This window comes from Companilactobacillus keshanensis, from assembly GCF_003946205.1.
Classification (GTDB): Bacteria; Bacillota; Bacilli; order Lactobacillales; family Lactobacillaceae; genus Companilactobacillus; species Companilactobacillus keshanensis.
Map to the genome: position 1 here is coordinate 85,364 of NZ_RHOS01000007.1, position 15,785 is coordinate 101,148.

12 protein-coding genes and 1 other annotated feature are annotated in these 15,785 nt (G+C 35.0%); of the genes, 5 read left to right on the plus strand and 7 right to left on the minus strand.

The features are described 5' to 3' along the window. Positions 1-49: 49 nt before the first annotated feature. From EKM64_RS05780 to EKM64_RS05795, 4 genes are all read right to left on the minus strand, one after another. Complete coding sequence (locus tag EKM64_RS05780; RefSeq protein WP_125676528.1) at positions 50-1,129, minus strand: YdcF family protein; 1,080 nt, start codon at positions 1,127-1,129, stop codon at positions 50-52. A gap of 15 nt (positions 1,130-1,144) precedes the next feature. Next, complete coding sequence (locus EKM64_RS05785) at positions 1,145-4,315, minus strand: AAA family ATPase (protein WP_125676530.1); 3,171 nt, start codon at positions 4,313-4,315, stop codon at positions 1,145-1,147. 1 nt (position 4,316) lies between these two features. After that, the gene (locus EKM64_RS05790) at positions 4,317-5,492 is read right to left on the minus strand and encodes a metallophosphoesterase family protein (RefSeq protein WP_125676532.1); all 1,176 of its coding nucleotides are present in this window, start codon (positions 5,490-5,492) and stop codon (positions 4,317-4,319) included. Between the two features lie 180 nt (positions 5,493-5,672). Next, positions 5,673-7,475: an FAD-binding protein gene (locus EKM64_RS05795; RefSeq protein WP_125676534.1), complete on the minus strand. Its 1,803-nt coding sequence runs from the start codon at positions 7,473-7,475 to the stop codon at positions 5,673-5,675. A gap of 108 nt (positions 7,476-7,583) precedes the next feature. On the opposite strand from EKM64_RS05795, the gene EKM64_RS05800 reads away from it, so the two are divergent. From EKM64_RS05800 to EKM64_RS05810, 3 genes are all read left to right on the plus strand, one after another. Beyond that, on the plus strand, positions 7,584-8,501 hold the full coding sequence (locus EKM64_RS05800) for an HNH endonuclease (protein WP_125676536.1): 918 nt from the start codon (positions 7,584-7,586) through the stop codon (positions 8,499-8,501). Between the two features lie 68 nt (positions 8,502-8,569). Further along, positions 8,570-9,757, plus strand: coding sequence for an NADH-dependent flavin oxidoreductase (locus EKM64_RS05805; RefSeq protein ID WP_125676538.1), 1,188 nt, complete (start codon positions 8,570-8,572; stop codon positions 9,755-9,757). Positions 9,758-9,876: 119 nt separating this feature from the next. Then, on the plus strand, positions 9,877-10,314 hold the full coding sequence (locus EKM64_RS05810; RefSeq protein ID WP_125676540.1) for a hypothetical protein: 438 nt from the start codon (positions 9,877-9,879) through the stop codon (positions 10,312-10,314). A 171-nt stretch (positions 10,315-10,485) separates the two neighbouring features. On the opposite strand, the gene asnA is transcribed toward EKM64_RS05810, so the two are convergent. Further along, on the minus strand, positions 10,486-11,493 hold the full coding sequence (gene asnA / locus EKM64_RS05815) for an aspartate--ammonia ligase (RefSeq protein WP_125676542.1): 1,008 nt from the start codon (positions 11,491-11,493) through the stop codon (positions 10,486-10,488). A gap of 73 nt (positions 11,494-11,566) precedes the next feature. After that, positions 11,567-11,818 (minus strand) — a binding site (T-box leader). 68 nt (positions 11,819-11,886) lie between these two features. Beyond that, positions 11,887-12,495: a LysE/ArgO family amino acid transporter gene (locus EKM64_RS05820; protein WP_125676544.1), complete on the minus strand. Its 609-nt coding sequence runs from the start codon at positions 12,493-12,495 to the stop codon at positions 11,887-11,889. 133 nt (positions 12,496-12,628) lie between these two features. On the opposite strand from EKM64_RS05820, the gene pdxR reads away from it, so the two are divergent. Continuing rightward, on the plus strand, positions 12,629-14,083 hold the full coding sequence (gene pdxR, locus EKM64_RS05825; protein WP_125676546.1) for a MocR-like pyridoxine biosynthesis transcription factor PdxR: 1,455 nt from the start codon (positions 12,629-12,631) through the stop codon (positions 14,081-14,083). Between the two features lie 69 nt (positions 14,084-14,152). Here pdxR and EKM64_RS05830 read toward each other — a convergent pair whose 3' ends face one another. Beyond that, complete coding sequence (locus tag EKM64_RS05830) at positions 14,153-14,881, minus strand: M57 family metalloprotease (protein WP_125676548.1); 729 nt, start codon at positions 14,879-14,881, stop codon at positions 14,153-14,155. Between the two features lie 128 nt (positions 14,882-15,009). Between EKM64_RS05830 and EKM64_RS05835 the strand changes: the two genes are divergently transcribed. After that, the gene (locus EKM64_RS05835) at positions 15,010-15,690 is read left to right on the plus strand and encodes a CPBP family intramembrane glutamic endopeptidase (RefSeq protein WP_164505307.1); all 681 of its coding nucleotides are present in this window, start codon (positions 15,010-15,012) and stop codon (positions 15,688-15,690) included. Positions 15,691-15,785: the final 95 nt, after the last annotated feature.

A 15,785-nucleotide genomic window follows, 5' to 3' on the forward strand; every position in this document is an offset into this window, starting at 1 on the left:
GTAGGAGTTATTCCTAACTGACGGATTTTTTATTGTTACATTTAAAGAATTATCTAATCCCATAACGATGTTCAAGCCAAGTAATTACTCCACTACCGACAATAATTAAACCAACAGCAGTCGCATGCCAGTATTTATTACGCATAAAGATAGCGATATACTCTCGAATAATGGCATTAGGTAAGAAGAACCGCGCTGTATGTGCTCCAACTCCGTCAGCCTTTAGACCGGCCTGTTTGGCAACCATACCGGCACGGAAAGTATGATATCCATTAGTAACGAAGATCGTATTAGTATTACTGGCTTGCTGATCAATGATTTTTTTGGAGTAAAGCATATTTTGATAGGTATTCTTGGACTCTGTCTCAGCAATACCATTTTCTTCAGGAAGGCCTTGTTTCAAAGCATAATCCAACATAGCGTTACCTTCAGGGACGAGTTCGTCCCCACCTTGTCCACCAGAAAAAATCATTTTGGCAGATTTTCCAGTTTTTCGTAATTGGTTATAGTAAAATTTCAATCCTCGATCGATCCTTTTGGCAAGTAGTGGCGATACCTGATCACCATTCAACAAGCCTGCTCCAAGAACGATTATATAGTCTTGATTTAACTTTGGACGATTGAATTGATACAGGATGGACATGGTCAAATAATTGTAAAACCAAAAAATGACATAGAATAGGACCAGATTAGAAATTAGTATTATCAAACTGGACCAGGGATGCGGTAATCTATTATTAATTTCATTTGCAAAAAATGGTAGAACTATAATTGCTATTCCCAAAATCAGTGTCAGCATATTTGCTAGTGAATGGCTTTCTCTTTTCCAGACTACTAAGGCATTCCACAATAATAATAAGGCTTGCAGGGTAAAGAGAAATATCATTATTAATAAGAAAATAGCAAATATTGTCACACTGATGATAATTAGCGGATGATTATTTATCCCTAGGATCGTTATCGCTGCCATAGGCAAGAATGAATAGAGAAATAGTGAGAACCAAATACCATTACTCAAACGTCTTTTGTCTTTTCGATAAGCAATGGTAAAACAAATTCCAAAGAATATCGGTATTAGCCAAAACCAATATAATACGGTTGGTATTGGCACCCAAACTTCTTGATTCATAAAAATTCCTCCAAATTATTTTGTAATTATTTTGACGGTACTACGACCATCACCGATTTTTTTGATCAATACTTGTTGTCCAATTGTAGTCTTCATGGCATCAATATGGCTAATAACACCGACCATTCGATTTTGCCCAATATTTTCGAGTGCGGACATAGCTTTTTCGAGAGTTTCATCATCAAGAGATCCGAAACCTTCATCAATGAACAACGCATCTATTTTAACGCCATTAGCCGAAGATTGAACCACTTCACTTAATGATAAGGCAATGGACAATGCGGCAATGAAAGTTTCGCCGCCGGATAATGTATCAGAGGAACGAGTGGCCCCGGTCTCATTGTCGTAAACGTTAATATCTAGACCATGATCAGTACGTTTATCAGATCCTTGAGCCGCAATTTCGAAGCTGTAACGATTATTGGATAAGTCATTGATAAAGGTGTGGTTAGCATAATCGAGAACTTTACGCAGATAATTCTGAACAACATAAGTTTCGAGTTTTAATTTGTCGTCATTACCATCTTTACCGGTTATGACGTTGTATAAACCGGTTATTTCAGCTAATCGTTTACCAAAGTCGCTTTGACTATTAATGATCTTTTTAATTTTTGAGTAAGTTGAATTGGCATTGTCAAAAATAAGATTTAATTCGGCCGATTTCGTCATAGCGGCATTATTTAGGCTCTTCTTTTCTTTCAAGTCTTCTGTTAATTGTGCTATATCTGGTATTTTAACGTCGCTTAGGTCGGTGGTGTTTTTTTGAATATCTTTTGTGAGTAATTCTTTTTCCTTATTATAAGAAGAAATCGCTTCTTTTAATTCAGAGTTTGCACCTTGATTAAGTTCATCAATCCATTTTATTAAAATATTTATATCAGTAGTTTTGGCATCAGAGGATTTTAAAGTGATGTCCAGAAGAGATTGTAATTTTTCGATACTGTCCGACTGCTTCTTTGCTTGTTCAGAAATATCATTTAGTTTTGTTTGTTCTGATGATAAAGCTAATTCACTAATGTGAGCTTCATTTTTAGAACTTTCCAGTTGTTTAGTATAATCGACAACTGCCTTTTTCAAATTTGTTTGTTCTTCTGACAGTTCTGAACTCGCTTTGTCATTATTAGAGATCTGTTGTTCTATATCCTTTAAGTCCTTTTTGTAGGTTGCTTGTTGAGAGTTCACTTCAGTAAGTTTGAGTTTATTCTCAGAAATTAATTGATCATTTTCTTTTAGTGAGTTTTCTAATGTAGAAATTTCTTTAGACAATTTAGATGTTTTTTCCAAGTCTGAGTCAATTTTATCTACTTCTTCATCAAAAATTTCCTTTATGAGTTTCATATTGAATTCTTCGGGTAAGTTCGATGCTGAAGATTTTGTTAATTTAAGATAGGCAGATTTTAGAGATTTATTTATAGAATCTAGCTCGATATTTTTTTGTGATAATTCATTATTAATAATTTCTAAGTTATTCTGTGCTGATTTTATATTTTGCTCAGCTGCTGCATAATTTTTCTGTGATTTATCTACAGCGTCGATAGATTTCTTCAATTCAACTTCGTCAGCTTCAACGGTCTTAGTTATTTGGGGATGTTCAGTTGAACCACAAACAACACAAGGTTCTCCAGGAACTAGTTCTTGTTGTAATTGGGCGATCATAAGCGATTGTCTCGTACCGATTTTTTCGTGATAGTCTTTTTTGGCAATAGCTAGGGTGTCTTCTTTAGCCTTAAGTTCTTTTTCTTGCTTAGAAATTTTTTCTTTAAGGTTCTTGATTTCTGAATTTAAGTTATTTTGTTTATTCTCAATCGGGGAGAGGATAGTTACAAAATTTTCTTTTTCAGATAATAAAGAATTCCTCTTTTTCTGTAAAGAAGTGGGTTCGATCAATTGATCCTTCTTTGATTTAATATCATCGTTTAGTTTAGCCGAGACGTCATTTTTTTTGTTGATTTCAGTAGTAATGGATTTGATCTGCGGTTTTATTTCAGATAAATTGCGATTAATTTTTTCGCTATTTGTTACTAGAGGGATCAAAACTGACAGTTCATCAATTCTTGAATTTTTATGATCAATATTTGGCTGCTCTTTGATTAGTTTGTCTAATTGTTTAGATACAGAATTGTAATTTTCTTGAGTGATTTTTAATTTAGATGTAATTTCAGACTCCGCGACAAGGGATTTCTCGTTATCCTTTTTAATTCGTTTTAAATCATGGACAGTATCTTTATATTTATCAGACCAATCTAATTCTGACGTGTGCTGAACCTTTTGGTCGATAATTGATTTATGATCAGTAATATTGGCTTGATACTGTTTTTGGAGATTTTCTAGATTATCAAATTTATTTTTTATCTCATTGGCTTTTTGGAGTGATTTATCGGCCTCATTTAAAACTTTATTAGTACTCTTTACTTCAACTTGAGATTTTGAAAGAGAATTTTTTCTGTTATCAACAAATTTTTTGAGGATGACAATTTTTTGGTTCTCGGCTTCGTGCCCAAGATTTTCTAACTCTTCGTCGGTCAAATTCATTGAGTTTATTTGAGTTTTTAGTTCTGTTTCAAAATCAGTATTTTGTTGTCTAGCCTTATCGTATTTATCTTTTAATTTGTTAGAGAAATCTGTAAATATTTGAGTACCAAAGATCCTCTTTAAAATATCTTTTTTGTCACTGGTTTTAGCTTTCAAAAAATCTGAAAAATCATTCTGCGGTAGCAGGATGATTTTTTTAAATTGTTCAGCGCTAAGTTTTAAGATATCGGTAATTTCGATACCGACATCTTGTGACTTACTGGCGATACTTTGAATCTCTGGTCCACCAACTTTTTCTACGATTCCTAAAGTTGCGCTGGCTTTTCTAAGGGTCAGTCCTTTAGCTTTGGTCTTTTTTTCTAGCCACTGTTCTGGTGTGCGTTCTATTTTATATAAGTTATTACCTTGCTCAAAGTAGAAAATAACACTTGTTTTAGCATCACTGGGGGCAAATTGACTGCGCATCTCTTTAGCATCACGATCACTTGTCGTATTAGCAAACAAGGCAAAGGTCATGGCGTCAAAGATGGTTGACTTACCAGCACCAGTATCTCCGCCGATCAGAAATATGGGAGCTTCTTCAAGACGTCTGAAGTCAATTATCGAATGTTCATGAGGTCCAAAGTAATTCATCTCTAAATAAACGGGTTTCATCTTATTCACTTCTCAATTCTACAAAAATATCGTCCACGATAGATTTTTGTTCTTTTGATAATTCATTTCCGGTAATTGATTCAAAAAACTGATCAACGACACTTTCATCGTTAAGTTGATTGATATCCTGAGATTCTGCTTCAGTATTCTTATTTTCAATATTTTTATAATCCAGTTCAACCACTGTTCCGTAGATATCTTGTAGTTGAGCACGAATATTGGTGGAAACATGTTTTGTACGGTCAAAATCTTTAATAGTGATCGCAAACCAATCCTGATCAACAGGTTGTTTTGAGTAAAATTTTGGATCAACTAACGTTTCCCAAGTTTCATTTAAAACAATGAGATCAGTTCCGGGTGTAATTTCTCGTAGATCCGTTCTTTCAGATTTTTTTGTAGTATCAACTATATAAAATCCTTTGTTAGTAGTAGTTTTAGCTTCTTTTACATTAAATTTTATTGGACTGCCACTGTATCTGATATTTTCACTAGGGGAGGCAAATCTAGTATGAATGTGGCCTAACATGACATGGTCGAATTTATCGAACTGAGTAGCATTTAGGGTTTCCAAGCCACCGACCTTTGAAGTCGTTTCACTAGTCAGATCAATATCTTTAGCACTTGGTGAGACGGCAAAGTGAGTTACTAGGACATGTTTTTTTGCAGGATCGAATAATTTATACATATCATCTAAAACTAGTGACATAGCATCCCCAATTGTTCTGATATCTTTGACGGAAGCTTCATCTAGACCTTTTTTTTGATAATAAACTCGAGCGTCCATTGGATCAAAAAAAGGTAGCAAGAATAATTGTGTGTCATTCGTTTCAATTGGCTTGAAAGATTCTTCCAATAATGTGTTGATGTAAAAGTTATTGAATTCCATCCAATCACGTCCGTAATTCAAACGTTTAGCACCGTCGTGATTTCCAGAGATCGCATAAATAGGGAAGTGATTATCGATATTTAGGATTTTAAACATTTCGTTTAGAGTAGTGATCGCCTCGGTACTAGGAATTGCCCGATCGTAAATATCACCAGCAACGACTATGCCATCGACGTGTTCGTCTTTAGCAATCTGTAAGATTTGTTTGAAGGCGTATTTTTGCTCATCCAGTAGCGAATAGCCATTCAAAGTGCGGCCAATATGCCAATCAGCAGTATGTAGAAGTTTCATATGTATTCCTCCCAATCTAGTTAATTGTAGCAAAGTGAGTGGGTCAAGACATGGTCAATAAGACAAATATTCTCGGACCTTCCGACTCAATTCAGTTAATTATAAAAAAACAGGAATTGCATCGCACTTGAAATAATCAAGCACGGCACAATTCCTTTTTAAATAATTTTCCGTTAATTATTAAACGGCGATTTTTTTCAAAGCATCTTGGACTGCTTCTTTGATTGCGGCACTGGAAACTGATGCACCAGAAACAGCATCGACATCTGTTGAATTGGCTTCAATAATTTCTTGAGGCAACATTCTCACTGCTTTTGCACCATAATCTTCCGACTCACTTTGCTTCAAAATTTCTACATTTTTAATATCTGAGTCTTCCATAGTTACACGGACAACTATTTCATTACCCATACCGGCATTTGATCTTCCAATATATTGGTTAGGACCGGTTTCAAAACTTTCCTTATTGTTAAATTTTAAATCGACATGTTTACTAGCTGAGGTAGTGGCATCTATTGTAATAGATTTCTCTTTAGCAGCATTTTCACCGGCAATCTTACCAAAGATCAGATCCTCGGCCAGATTACTGCCACCGTTGTACTTGCGCCCCATCAAACTGCCTAGTTCTCCAGCTGCATATAGATTAGGGATAACATTATTGTTAGTATCTATTACTTCGGCATCTTCATTATGAACTGGACCACCGACGGTATTTAATAGTCCTTGAGCAAAGGCCAAAGCATAATATGGGCCGTTATCAAATTTTTCTAGTGTTTCAGGTGCACGGTCGAAGGCAAAATCACGTTTTTCTTCAGCAAATTTGTTAAAGTCGCCGACAGTTTTTCTTAAATTGCCATTATCGATTTCAATTTTGTCGGCTAATTGATCTAAGTTATCGGCCTTGATAACGGCTTTCAAAAATTCAGGATAGGGGGCATTATCATCGTTGTTTAATTCGTTAAATTTCTTATCATCAAAAATAACGTAAGGATGAAGTTGAGCATTAGGAATTCTCCATTGACCATGATTTTGAATATGACCATGTCTATGGATCTCATTTTCATCAAAATAGCGAGTTCCGTCGTCGCCAACAACAAAGACACTTCCACTGTGAAGTGCCGGCCAGTCAAATGGTAAAAATTGTGCCCGTTGTCCGGCAGCAGGCTTAGGAGTCAGGCCATGGAAGATACCATATGATTCGTAATTTGCCATGTTATAAAGTTTTGCTCCAATGTCTTGAGCCATTGAAACGCCAGCTCCTTGATTATATAGAGAACCGATCGGATGTAGACTTGTTTCGCCTAAATAGGTTTCGACCATTTCAGAATTGTTTTCAAATCCACCAGTGGCAAGGACCACGCCATTATTTACTTTAATATCTAATAACTGATCATTTTGTTCAATTTGAATTCCAATGATGGCTTTACTGTTGAAGTCTTGAATCAGATGTTTGGCCGGTGTTTCGTATAAAACATCAATTCTATCTTCTCGATCAGTTACTTGTTTGCGTAAATTTTTCCATAAAGCGGCATCGGCAACTCCTTCATGAACGGCCACGAGTTCATGGGTTGCTTCACCTGATAATTCTGGATACTCATGTGCCATAAAATAGAGTGCCTTAGAAACAGGTGAATCTGGATGTTTTCCCATTACAAAAGGTTTAACACCTAGATACTTTTCTAAATATTCAGGGATTTTGTATAGTCCTTCAACATACCTATTCATTAAATTTTTGTCATATGAAAGTGGATCAGCAAGTGCGTCATAATATTTTTTTAAATCCTCTAAGTTGTCACCAGAGGCGATAACCTGTCCGGCATAACGAGTATTTCCACCCTCATGTCCCTCAGGAGCGGAATCAACTAGTAAGACCTTGGCCCCATTATCAGCGGCAAAACGTGCGGCAGTTGCACCAGCACCTCCAAAGCCTAAAACAGCTACATCATAAGTTGCATCCCAACTGGTATATCTATTTTTAAACATATATCTCACTCCTTAATTGTAAAATATTCATGCAACTTCATTGTAATTCTCTTTATATCTCATGTGAACGCCTACTTTGTGATTTATTAGCAATGTTATACTGAGATCATGGAAATATATAATGAAGAATTAAAAAAAGATGATATAAATTACTTTGTGATCGACTCAGGATCAAATGTAAATCACAATGATATAGATTTTAAAATTTACAGTTGGCGTAAGGACCTAAATAAGAAAATACATCCTGGTGATTTATTCATTTATCGAAGATCAGGAGGCGGATCAGAATATCGAAATCAATTTTATTTATTTGGTGCTGGAAAGATTGGTAAGACTATTCGGGATGATACTAAGACCTCACGAGCAATAATAAAAATTGATAAACCATTTGTTTTTAATAGAAAATTATTCAAATCTGATTTAGAAAATTTCAATTGGAATTTTAAAAAGCACAGTGGATTGTGGAACAATTTTTTCAATATGAATGGGATCACACAAATCACAAAAAAGGATTTTGTAGGTTTGATAAATTTTCAGGATGAGTTGTCCAAAAAGCTCGAATCCTTAAGTCCCAATGAAGAAAAGTTATCGGCATATATTTATCAGAATGAGCAATCGGGTGAATTCTTTTTGGATGATGAGATTGGTGAAATGAAGACATATGAACCTGCACAGAAAGTGTTTTCCGATATGATAAAGGCTAATTACGGATATCAATGTTGTGTTACGGGTGATAATACAATTGAAAATTTGGTGGCCGTTAGAGTGATTCCGTGGTCAAAAAATAAGAATACTCGAATGGACTTTAAAAATGGAATTTGTCTAACAGCGTGGTTGGCCGAGGCTTTTGAACAAGGGATGTTTACCTTTACGGATACAGGTAAAATATTGATCTCTAAACAGTCAGATGAAGAAGTATTTGAAAGATTGAGTAAGTATCAATACAAGAAGCTGTCTATGCATAAACGCTATTCACCCAAGATAGAATACTTAAAATATCATCGAGACAAAATATTCCAAAATTAAATTAAATATTTCACAATGTCTATTATTAGGGTTATCATAATCGTATCAAGATAATTGGAGGGTTATGAATGACAAAATATAAATTTTTGGAACCATATACTTTTTCAAAAAAGGGTATTACTGTAAAAAACAGAATCGTAATACCACCAATGACTGAAATGATGAGCTTCTCAAATGGTGAGGTCACAAGAGACGAGCTTAGATATTACAATATTCATACTGGTGGAGCTGGAATGTTTATCACCGCCGTTGCCAATGTAAATGATGAGGGTAAAGGTTTTGAAGGTGAATTAAGTGCTGCTGACGATAAATTCATTCCTAGTTTGACGAGTTTAGCTGACACTATGCACAGGAATGGGACTAAAGCTATTTTACAAATCTTTAGTGCCGGACGAATGACCTTTAAATCAGTTCTCCGTGGCAAACAACCAGTTAGTGCTAGTGCTGTCACAGCGTTACGTAATAATTCTGAGGAACCAAGAGCTTTAAGTGAAGAAGAAGTTGAGCAAACTGTCAAAGATTTTGGACAAGCGACAAGACGTGCCATTCAAGCCGGATTTGATGGTGTTGAGATCCATGGTGCTAATACTTATTTGATTCAACAATTCTTCTCACCACATAGTAATCGTCGTGATGACAGGTGGGGTGGCAGTCTTGAGAAGAGAATGGCTTTTCCATTTGCTGTGATCGATGAAGCTCAAAAAGCCATTGATAAATATGCTAAGACACCATTTATCCTTGGTTATCGTCTATCACCTGAGGAAGTCGAAAAACCAGGTATTACAATAGAAGATACTTTAGCATTTGTTGATGCGATAAAGAATAAACCAATCGATTATTTACATGTATCAATGGGGGATGTATGGCGTAAGTCACTCAATAATGAATCTATCGATAAACCATTGAACTTATTGATCAAAGAGCACTTGGGACAAGACATTCCATTGATCGGTGTTGGTGATATTCAATCCCCAGCTGATGCTGAAAAAGTTATGGATAACGGAATTGAATTTGCAGCCATTGGCCGTGAAAGTTTACGTGAACCAAAATGGGTTCAAAAGGTCGAGTCCGGTGATGAAAATGCTATTCGTTATACATTATCATTGTCAGATCATGATGCCTTAGGACTTTCAGGAACATTCTGGGAATTCTTATTAGCATCATTTAGACCAGGACTACAAATTAGTAGTGACAAACAAACAGATCGTTCATTATTCAATAATGCATTGGATGGAATTTTTGCTGGAGCTAAATAAAAAATAAAGAGAATCGTAGCATAATTGAATTTATTATTAAATATGTTACAAAAAGCGCGATAAAATATAATTTCTAAATATATTTTTTCACGCTCTCTTTTTGGTGAAAGGGATTCTTTATGAAGAATAGTGTGCTGTTGATGGGATTTGCAATTGCTTTTATAATGACCGGATGCAGCGTGAATGATGATGCCAGTTCAAAAGATTTAGAAGATATTGAATATCAGGATTATGATAATTTATCTGATAAAGATAGAGATAAGATTAAAATGAATTTTGATGGTGACGATAGCAATATCAATAAGACAATTATTTTAGAAGTGGAAAATAATTGTGATCGTCCTATCAAATTTGATTTAGCAAAATTTTATATAAAAACGTCTGATAATACTAAAATTAAATCAAATGAGACTGGAACATTGGAATTAAGAGAAAACGGTGAAGATCGGGTTCGAAACATGTTTGATGTTTCAGAAGAAAAGGCAGGAAATTCTGATTGTCGAGTTTATTATAAAGATAGTTCTAATAAGCTAAAAGTAATGAATTTTGATTATTAATTTTTTTCTTGTCTTAGGCTAATTTGTATTAGTACTATTTAAAATAGAATTATATATGACAAAACAAATACCCCTAGACACAAATTTAGTAAATTTGTGTCTAGGGGTATTATTTTTAAACGTTTGGGAAAATTGATTTGAAAATCATTTATTCCGGAAGAAAAAAAGTAATTACAAAATTTGGATTTTGTTTTCGTAACATTTGTCGATCATATCTTGTGGCCAAACACTAGCTTGAACTTCACCAACGTGAGCCTTGCCAAGTAGTAGCATACATAAACGTGATTGTCCGATACCACCACCGATAGTGTATGGTAATTCGCCGTTTTCTAGCATTTGATGATATGGAAGTTTGAGACGATCTTCAGCATCAGCTTCTTTTAGTTGAGTCTTCATTGATTCTTCACTGACACGGATACCCATACTTGAGATCTCCAAAGCCATCTGTAGAGGTTCATACCAGAAGAGAATATCGCCGTTTAATTTCCAGTCATCGTAGTCAGGAGCACGGCCGTCATGACGTTTCCCTGATTTCATTTTGCCACCGATTTGCATTAAGAAGACACATCCTAATTCTTTAGTAATGGCATTTTCACGTTCCTTAGGTGTCATATTTGGGAATCTGTCTTCAAGTTCTTGAGTCGTAACGAAGTGGATTTCGTCAGGTAAATGGTAAACAGCCTCTGGGAACTTGTACCAAACTTCATGTTCCATATGTTTGATAACTTTGAAAATTGTTTTAACAGTAGATTTAAGAGTTTCAGTTGTACGTTCTTCTTTAGAAATAACTTTCTCCCAATCCCATTGGTCAACGTAGATAGAATGGATGTTATCAAGATCTTCGTCTTTTCTGATAGCGTTCATATTTGTATAGAGGCCCGTATGCATGCCGAAGCCATAACGTTTCAAAGCAACACGTTTCCACTTAGCTAGTGAGTGAACAATTTCGATTGTTTGGTCAGGAATATCTTTCATAGAGAATGAAACTGGAGTTTCAACACCGTTCAAGTTATCGTTCAGACCAGTTGATTTTTCAACGAACATTGGAGCTGATAAACGTGATAGATTGAGTTCCTTACCGAATTCATCTTGGAAGGTTTCACGAATGTAACGAATTGCTTTTTGTGTTTCGATGATCGATAGTTTTGGATCGTATGATTCAGGAATTGTTAAATGCATAGGTAGGTCTCCTTCATTTTTTAAAATTTAGTCGATAAAAGACAGGCAATAAAAAAAGTCTTTCATCCCTAATAAAAGGGACGAAAGACTTTCGCGGTACCACCCAAGTTGCTTATCAAAAATAAGCCACCTCAATAAGAGTACAAACAAACTATACTCTACCGATGGTAACGTATCGGTTACGTCTAAACTTACTTTGGAAATTCCATTTCGGCCAGAAACATAAGAAAGGGTTATTCAGAAAATTCAACGCTGTTTGGGTTCTCACCATTCCCAATTCACTGTCAGGCTGAGTAAACTTACTCTTCTTTCTTGTCGTCTTTATCTTGTGACATTTATACTAGCATTATTTCTTAAAATGTAAATAGTTTTTTTAAAATAATGTTCAGAAGATTAAATTATGGTTAGAAAATTATATAATAGTTTTAATCCATAGATGATAATTATAATTCCACAGATGAGATTGATGTATCGTAATACTTTGGCATTGAACCAATTACTAAACATAGAAATAATAAACGTTAAACTAGTAAACCAGATCAATGATGCTGATGCTACTCCGGTGATAAAGGGCGTGGAACTCGTGGAAGGAAGCGTTGCATTAAATGCTCCTAACATCATGGTTCCATCAATTATGGCTTGTGGGTTAGCCCAAGTGACTACAAAAGCTGTGGTAGTAGTTTTTTTGATTGAAGTGGGAGATTTGGAACTTTTAAGATTAGATTTATTAGGACGTAATAAACTAATACCGATGTAAATTACAATTAGGCTGCCAAAAAATAGAATCGCTAGCTGCAACCATTTGTAATGTTTCATTACAGCTCCGATACCAAAGAAACAACTGATTGATAGTGCAATATCAAAAAATATTACTATTAGAGCTGTTAACATAGCTCGCTTTTTAGTATGTGTCAAAGCTGAATCGATTACAAAAAGATTTTGCATACCTATTGGAGCAACATAAGCTAGTCCCATCGTTAATCCTTGAATAAAAAAATTCATTTATATCTTTTCCTTCCCAACCAAATTACATATAATTAAGTCAAATTAAGATCACTTGAACGATTATATGGCGGTTATTGTCATTTGTAACCAACCAAAAGTAAAAATCATACCCAGCCAAAGGGAGATTGAAATGCAAAAAATCTCATCAATTCAAATAAAATGGCGTCCAGATAAATCTAGTCGGATACCAGTATATAAACAAATAGTCCAATTCATTCATGAAAAGGTAGCTACAGGTGAGTGGCAAGTTGGAACTAAATTGCCATCACAACGTGCTTTAGCAGGATTATTTGAAGTCAATCGTAGTACGATCATAACTGCTATTGATGAATTGACCTCTTATGGAATAGTCTCCGGAAGACACGGTGCGGGAACTCAAATTTCGAGTAATACTTGGTCATTATTTCTACCAACAACAAATTGGAACGAATATTTAAAGTCGGGATCATTCCAAGAAAACAATGTCATGATCCAAGCTATCAACGAATTAGAATTTGAACCCGATATTATCAGAATTGGAACCGGAGAAATTGATCCAAGATTATTCTCAAAGAGTATGTGGAGTGCGACTCTTCAAAAGGTTGGTTCAAAATTAACGTCTTTAGGATATTTAGAAAATTTGGGTTTATTGGAATTACGCCAAGCAATAGCTAAACATTTAGAAAAATCAGGGATAATGGTCGGACCTGAGAATGTTTTGATAACCTCAGGATCGTTACAAGCTCTTCAGCTGATTGCCGTATGTCTATTACAAAAAGGCAGTACCGTTTTTACGGAAGCACCTAGTTACCTGAAATCCTTACAAATGTTTCAGTCAACAGGCATGAATCTAAAGGGAATACCAATGGATAAAAATGGGTTGGAGTATTGGAAGTTATCGTCAATAACCAAGCAGAACTCAAGTATTCTCTATACAATACCGACTAATCAAAATCCCACTGGGATAACCATGTCAAAAAAACGTCGCTACGAGTTAATGAATTACTGTGTTGATAATCGGTTACCAATTATCGAAGATGGAGCTTATCAGGAATTATCTTATAACGCCGTTACAGCAAAAACGTTAAAGTCGATAGATGACAATGAAATGGTCATCTATCTTGGTACAGCATCTAAGACGTTAGCACCGGGACTAAGAATTGGTTGGGTCGTTGCATCCAAACCAATTGTTGATCGTTTAGGTGATGTAAAAATGCAGATGGACTATGGTGCAAGTTCCTTATCACAGTGGGCATTGACTGAATTTTTGAATAGTGGAGCATATGATAGCTATTTGTCAGATTTAAAAATAGAATTAGAGAGTCGTCGGGATAAAGCCTTAAAAAGCTTGGAAAAGTATTTTAAAGATCTGGCCAATTGGAACAGACCTGATGGAGGTTTTTATATCTGGTTAACTTTTAAAAAGGACATTAAAATCGAACGACTTTTTGATGCAGCTATCAAAGAAAAAATTCTACTTAATTCTGGAGACATCTATGATTTTAAAGAGAATCACTCACTGAGATTGTCTTTTGCTTATATTAATAGTGATGAATTCGATCAAGCAATCAGGAAACTATCTGAAATAGTCAAAGGCATGTGCTAGAAAATTTCTTACAATTAAAAAAATCCCATACTTAAAAAAGTACGAGGATTTGTTATATTGACGATTTTTTTAGTAAATATTTTTTAAACCAGCAATGTCACCATCGGATAACTGAGTGACATTCTGATTAGTTGGATACATGACAGAATTCATGTCATCACTGTGATCTAGACCTAGCGCATGACCGACTTCATGCATCGCTACAGATGCTGTAACGGACTCTGAATAGTTCATATTTATGGATGCAGTCGCGTGATTTACAGCATGTTTATTGACGTCGGCAGTATTATAGATCAGTTTAGGGCCACCGTTTCCTAGTTCAATTGAAGACGCGTTGTTACCTTCATCCTTATAATATATAGAGAAGGTGATGCGGTTTTGCTTTGAAGTACCGGTACCAGCAACTAAGTTAACTAGCCCGGTGTTATTATAGGCGTCTATGGCAGTCTCAAAGACTTGCTTCACCGATGATGGTGTCTTTTTGGTGAAATGATAATAGTAAGTGTTATCAACTGAAAATCCATTCATAATTGATAGAATCGGTGTTTGATTCGACGGAGTAGTTTGGTTCTCTGAAGCTGTTTTGGTCTTTTCTCCGGTAGGATCTTTGACGGTAGTACTCTGAACGATTTTTTCTTTTTTAATAAAATTATTTACTTTGGATTGTAGATAATCAGTTGTACTTGCCGCATGACCTATTACTTGAGCCTTAATATTATTGGCAGATTCGCTATCAGATTGATTTATGGCAATTCCTCCGACAATAATTAGACCAAGCAAAATGATACTTCTCTTCATATAAAACTTCTTTCTGTAATTAGAGTTATCTCAGTTTACAATCAAAATGGCATGATGTCCATTATAAATAATTCGATAAATTTTTAATGTATAATATAGATACAATTTTAAAAATAGGGGATAGCTTTATGCAGCGTAGTCGCGTGCAACAATTGATTGGCTCATTAGTAATTTATTTTATATCGGCAGAATTTTTGTATTCTTGGTTACGACCAATAATGTCACAAAACTTGGCCAGTGATTCGGTCGTTTTATTGGAATATTTGAGTTGTGCGGTAGCTTTATTTGCCATTACTGATTCAATGGTTATGGATCTTGATGCCATCAGTAAAAATCGACATAAATTGTGGTTGATCCCTCTGTTCGTAATTTTAGATTTTGTAATACAAATGATTTTGCAGAATATTTTTACGGCACAATCGGGTAATCAAGGGCATGTTGAAAGTGTCCTGCATAATAATAGTATCTTAGGGATTGTTCTGATGTTTATTATGATCGTGATCGTTGGCCCGATCATGGAAGAAATCATTTTCCAGTATTTCTTTCAAAAGACGATTTTTAAAGGACTGTTGCAACGACTAAAACTAAATAAATTAACCGTCAGTATAATATCAATTATTCTGGCAACGGTTATGTTCATGCTCTATCATGTTACAAGCGTGTCTGATTTCACCAGCCTGGCTATTTTTACGTATAGTGATCTAATACTGTTTGCCATTATTTATGAATTGACTGATGACAATTTGGTTTATCCGATCGTAGTACATAGTATAGGTAATCTGATTGGCTTTATTTTTGTTTTCATTTAAAAAGAACGCTAAAAAGGTACTGAGTATATAATTTGATACAGATAAATAAGAGCACTTCTGAGAAAATAAATCTTGGAGGTGCTTTTGCTTTGACT

What these genes read in the sequence shown, in the direction of transcription:
- EKM64_RS05780 (WP_125676528.1), bottom strand. Translation starts at nt 1,129, where the DNA reads ATGAATCAAGAAGTTTGGGTGCCAATACCAACCGTATTATATTGGTTT.
- EKM64_RS05785 (WP_125676530.1), bottom strand. Translation starts at nt 4,315, where the DNA reads ATGAAACCCGTTTATTTAGAGATGAATTACTTTGGACCTCATGAACAT.
- EKM64_RS05790 (WP_125676532.1), bottom strand. Translation starts at nt 5,492, where the DNA reads ATGAAACTTCTACATACTGCTGATTGGCATATTGGCCGCACTTTGAAT.
- EKM64_RS05795 (WP_125676534.1), bottom strand. Translation starts at nt 7,475, where the DNA reads ATGTTTAAAAATAGATATACCAGTTGGGATGCAACTTATGATGTAGCT.
- EKM64_RS05800 (WP_125676536.1), top strand. Translation starts at nt 7,584, where the DNA reads ATGGAAATATATAATGAAGAATTAAAAAAAGATGATATAAATTACTTT.
- EKM64_RS05805 (WP_125676538.1), top strand. Translation starts at nt 8,570, where the DNA reads ATGACAAAATATAAATTTTTGGAACCATATACTTTTTCAAAAAAGGGT.
- EKM64_RS05810 (WP_125676540.1), top strand. Translation starts at nt 9,877, where the DNA reads ATGAAGAATAGTGTGCTGTTGATGGGATTTGCAATTGCTTTTATAATG.
- asnA (WP_125676542.1), bottom strand. Translation starts at nt 11,493, where the DNA reads ATGCATTTAACAATTCCTGAATCATACGATCCAAAACTATCGATCATC.
- EKM64_RS05820 (WP_125676544.1), bottom strand. Translation starts at nt 12,495, where the DNA reads ATGAATTTTTTTATTCAAGGATTAACGATGGGACTAGCTTATGTTGCT.
- pdxR (WP_125676546.1), top strand. Translation starts at nt 12,629, where the DNA reads ATGCAAAAAATCTCATCAATTCAAATAAAATGGCGTCCAGATAAATCT.
- EKM64_RS05830 (WP_125676548.1), bottom strand. Translation starts at nt 14,881, where the DNA reads ATGAAGAGAAGTATCATTTTGCTTGGTCTAATTATTGTCGGAGGAATT.
- EKM64_RS05835 (WP_164505307.1), top strand. Translation starts at nt 15,010, where the DNA reads ATGCAGCGTAGTCGCGTGCAACAATTGATTGGCTCATTAGTAATTTAT.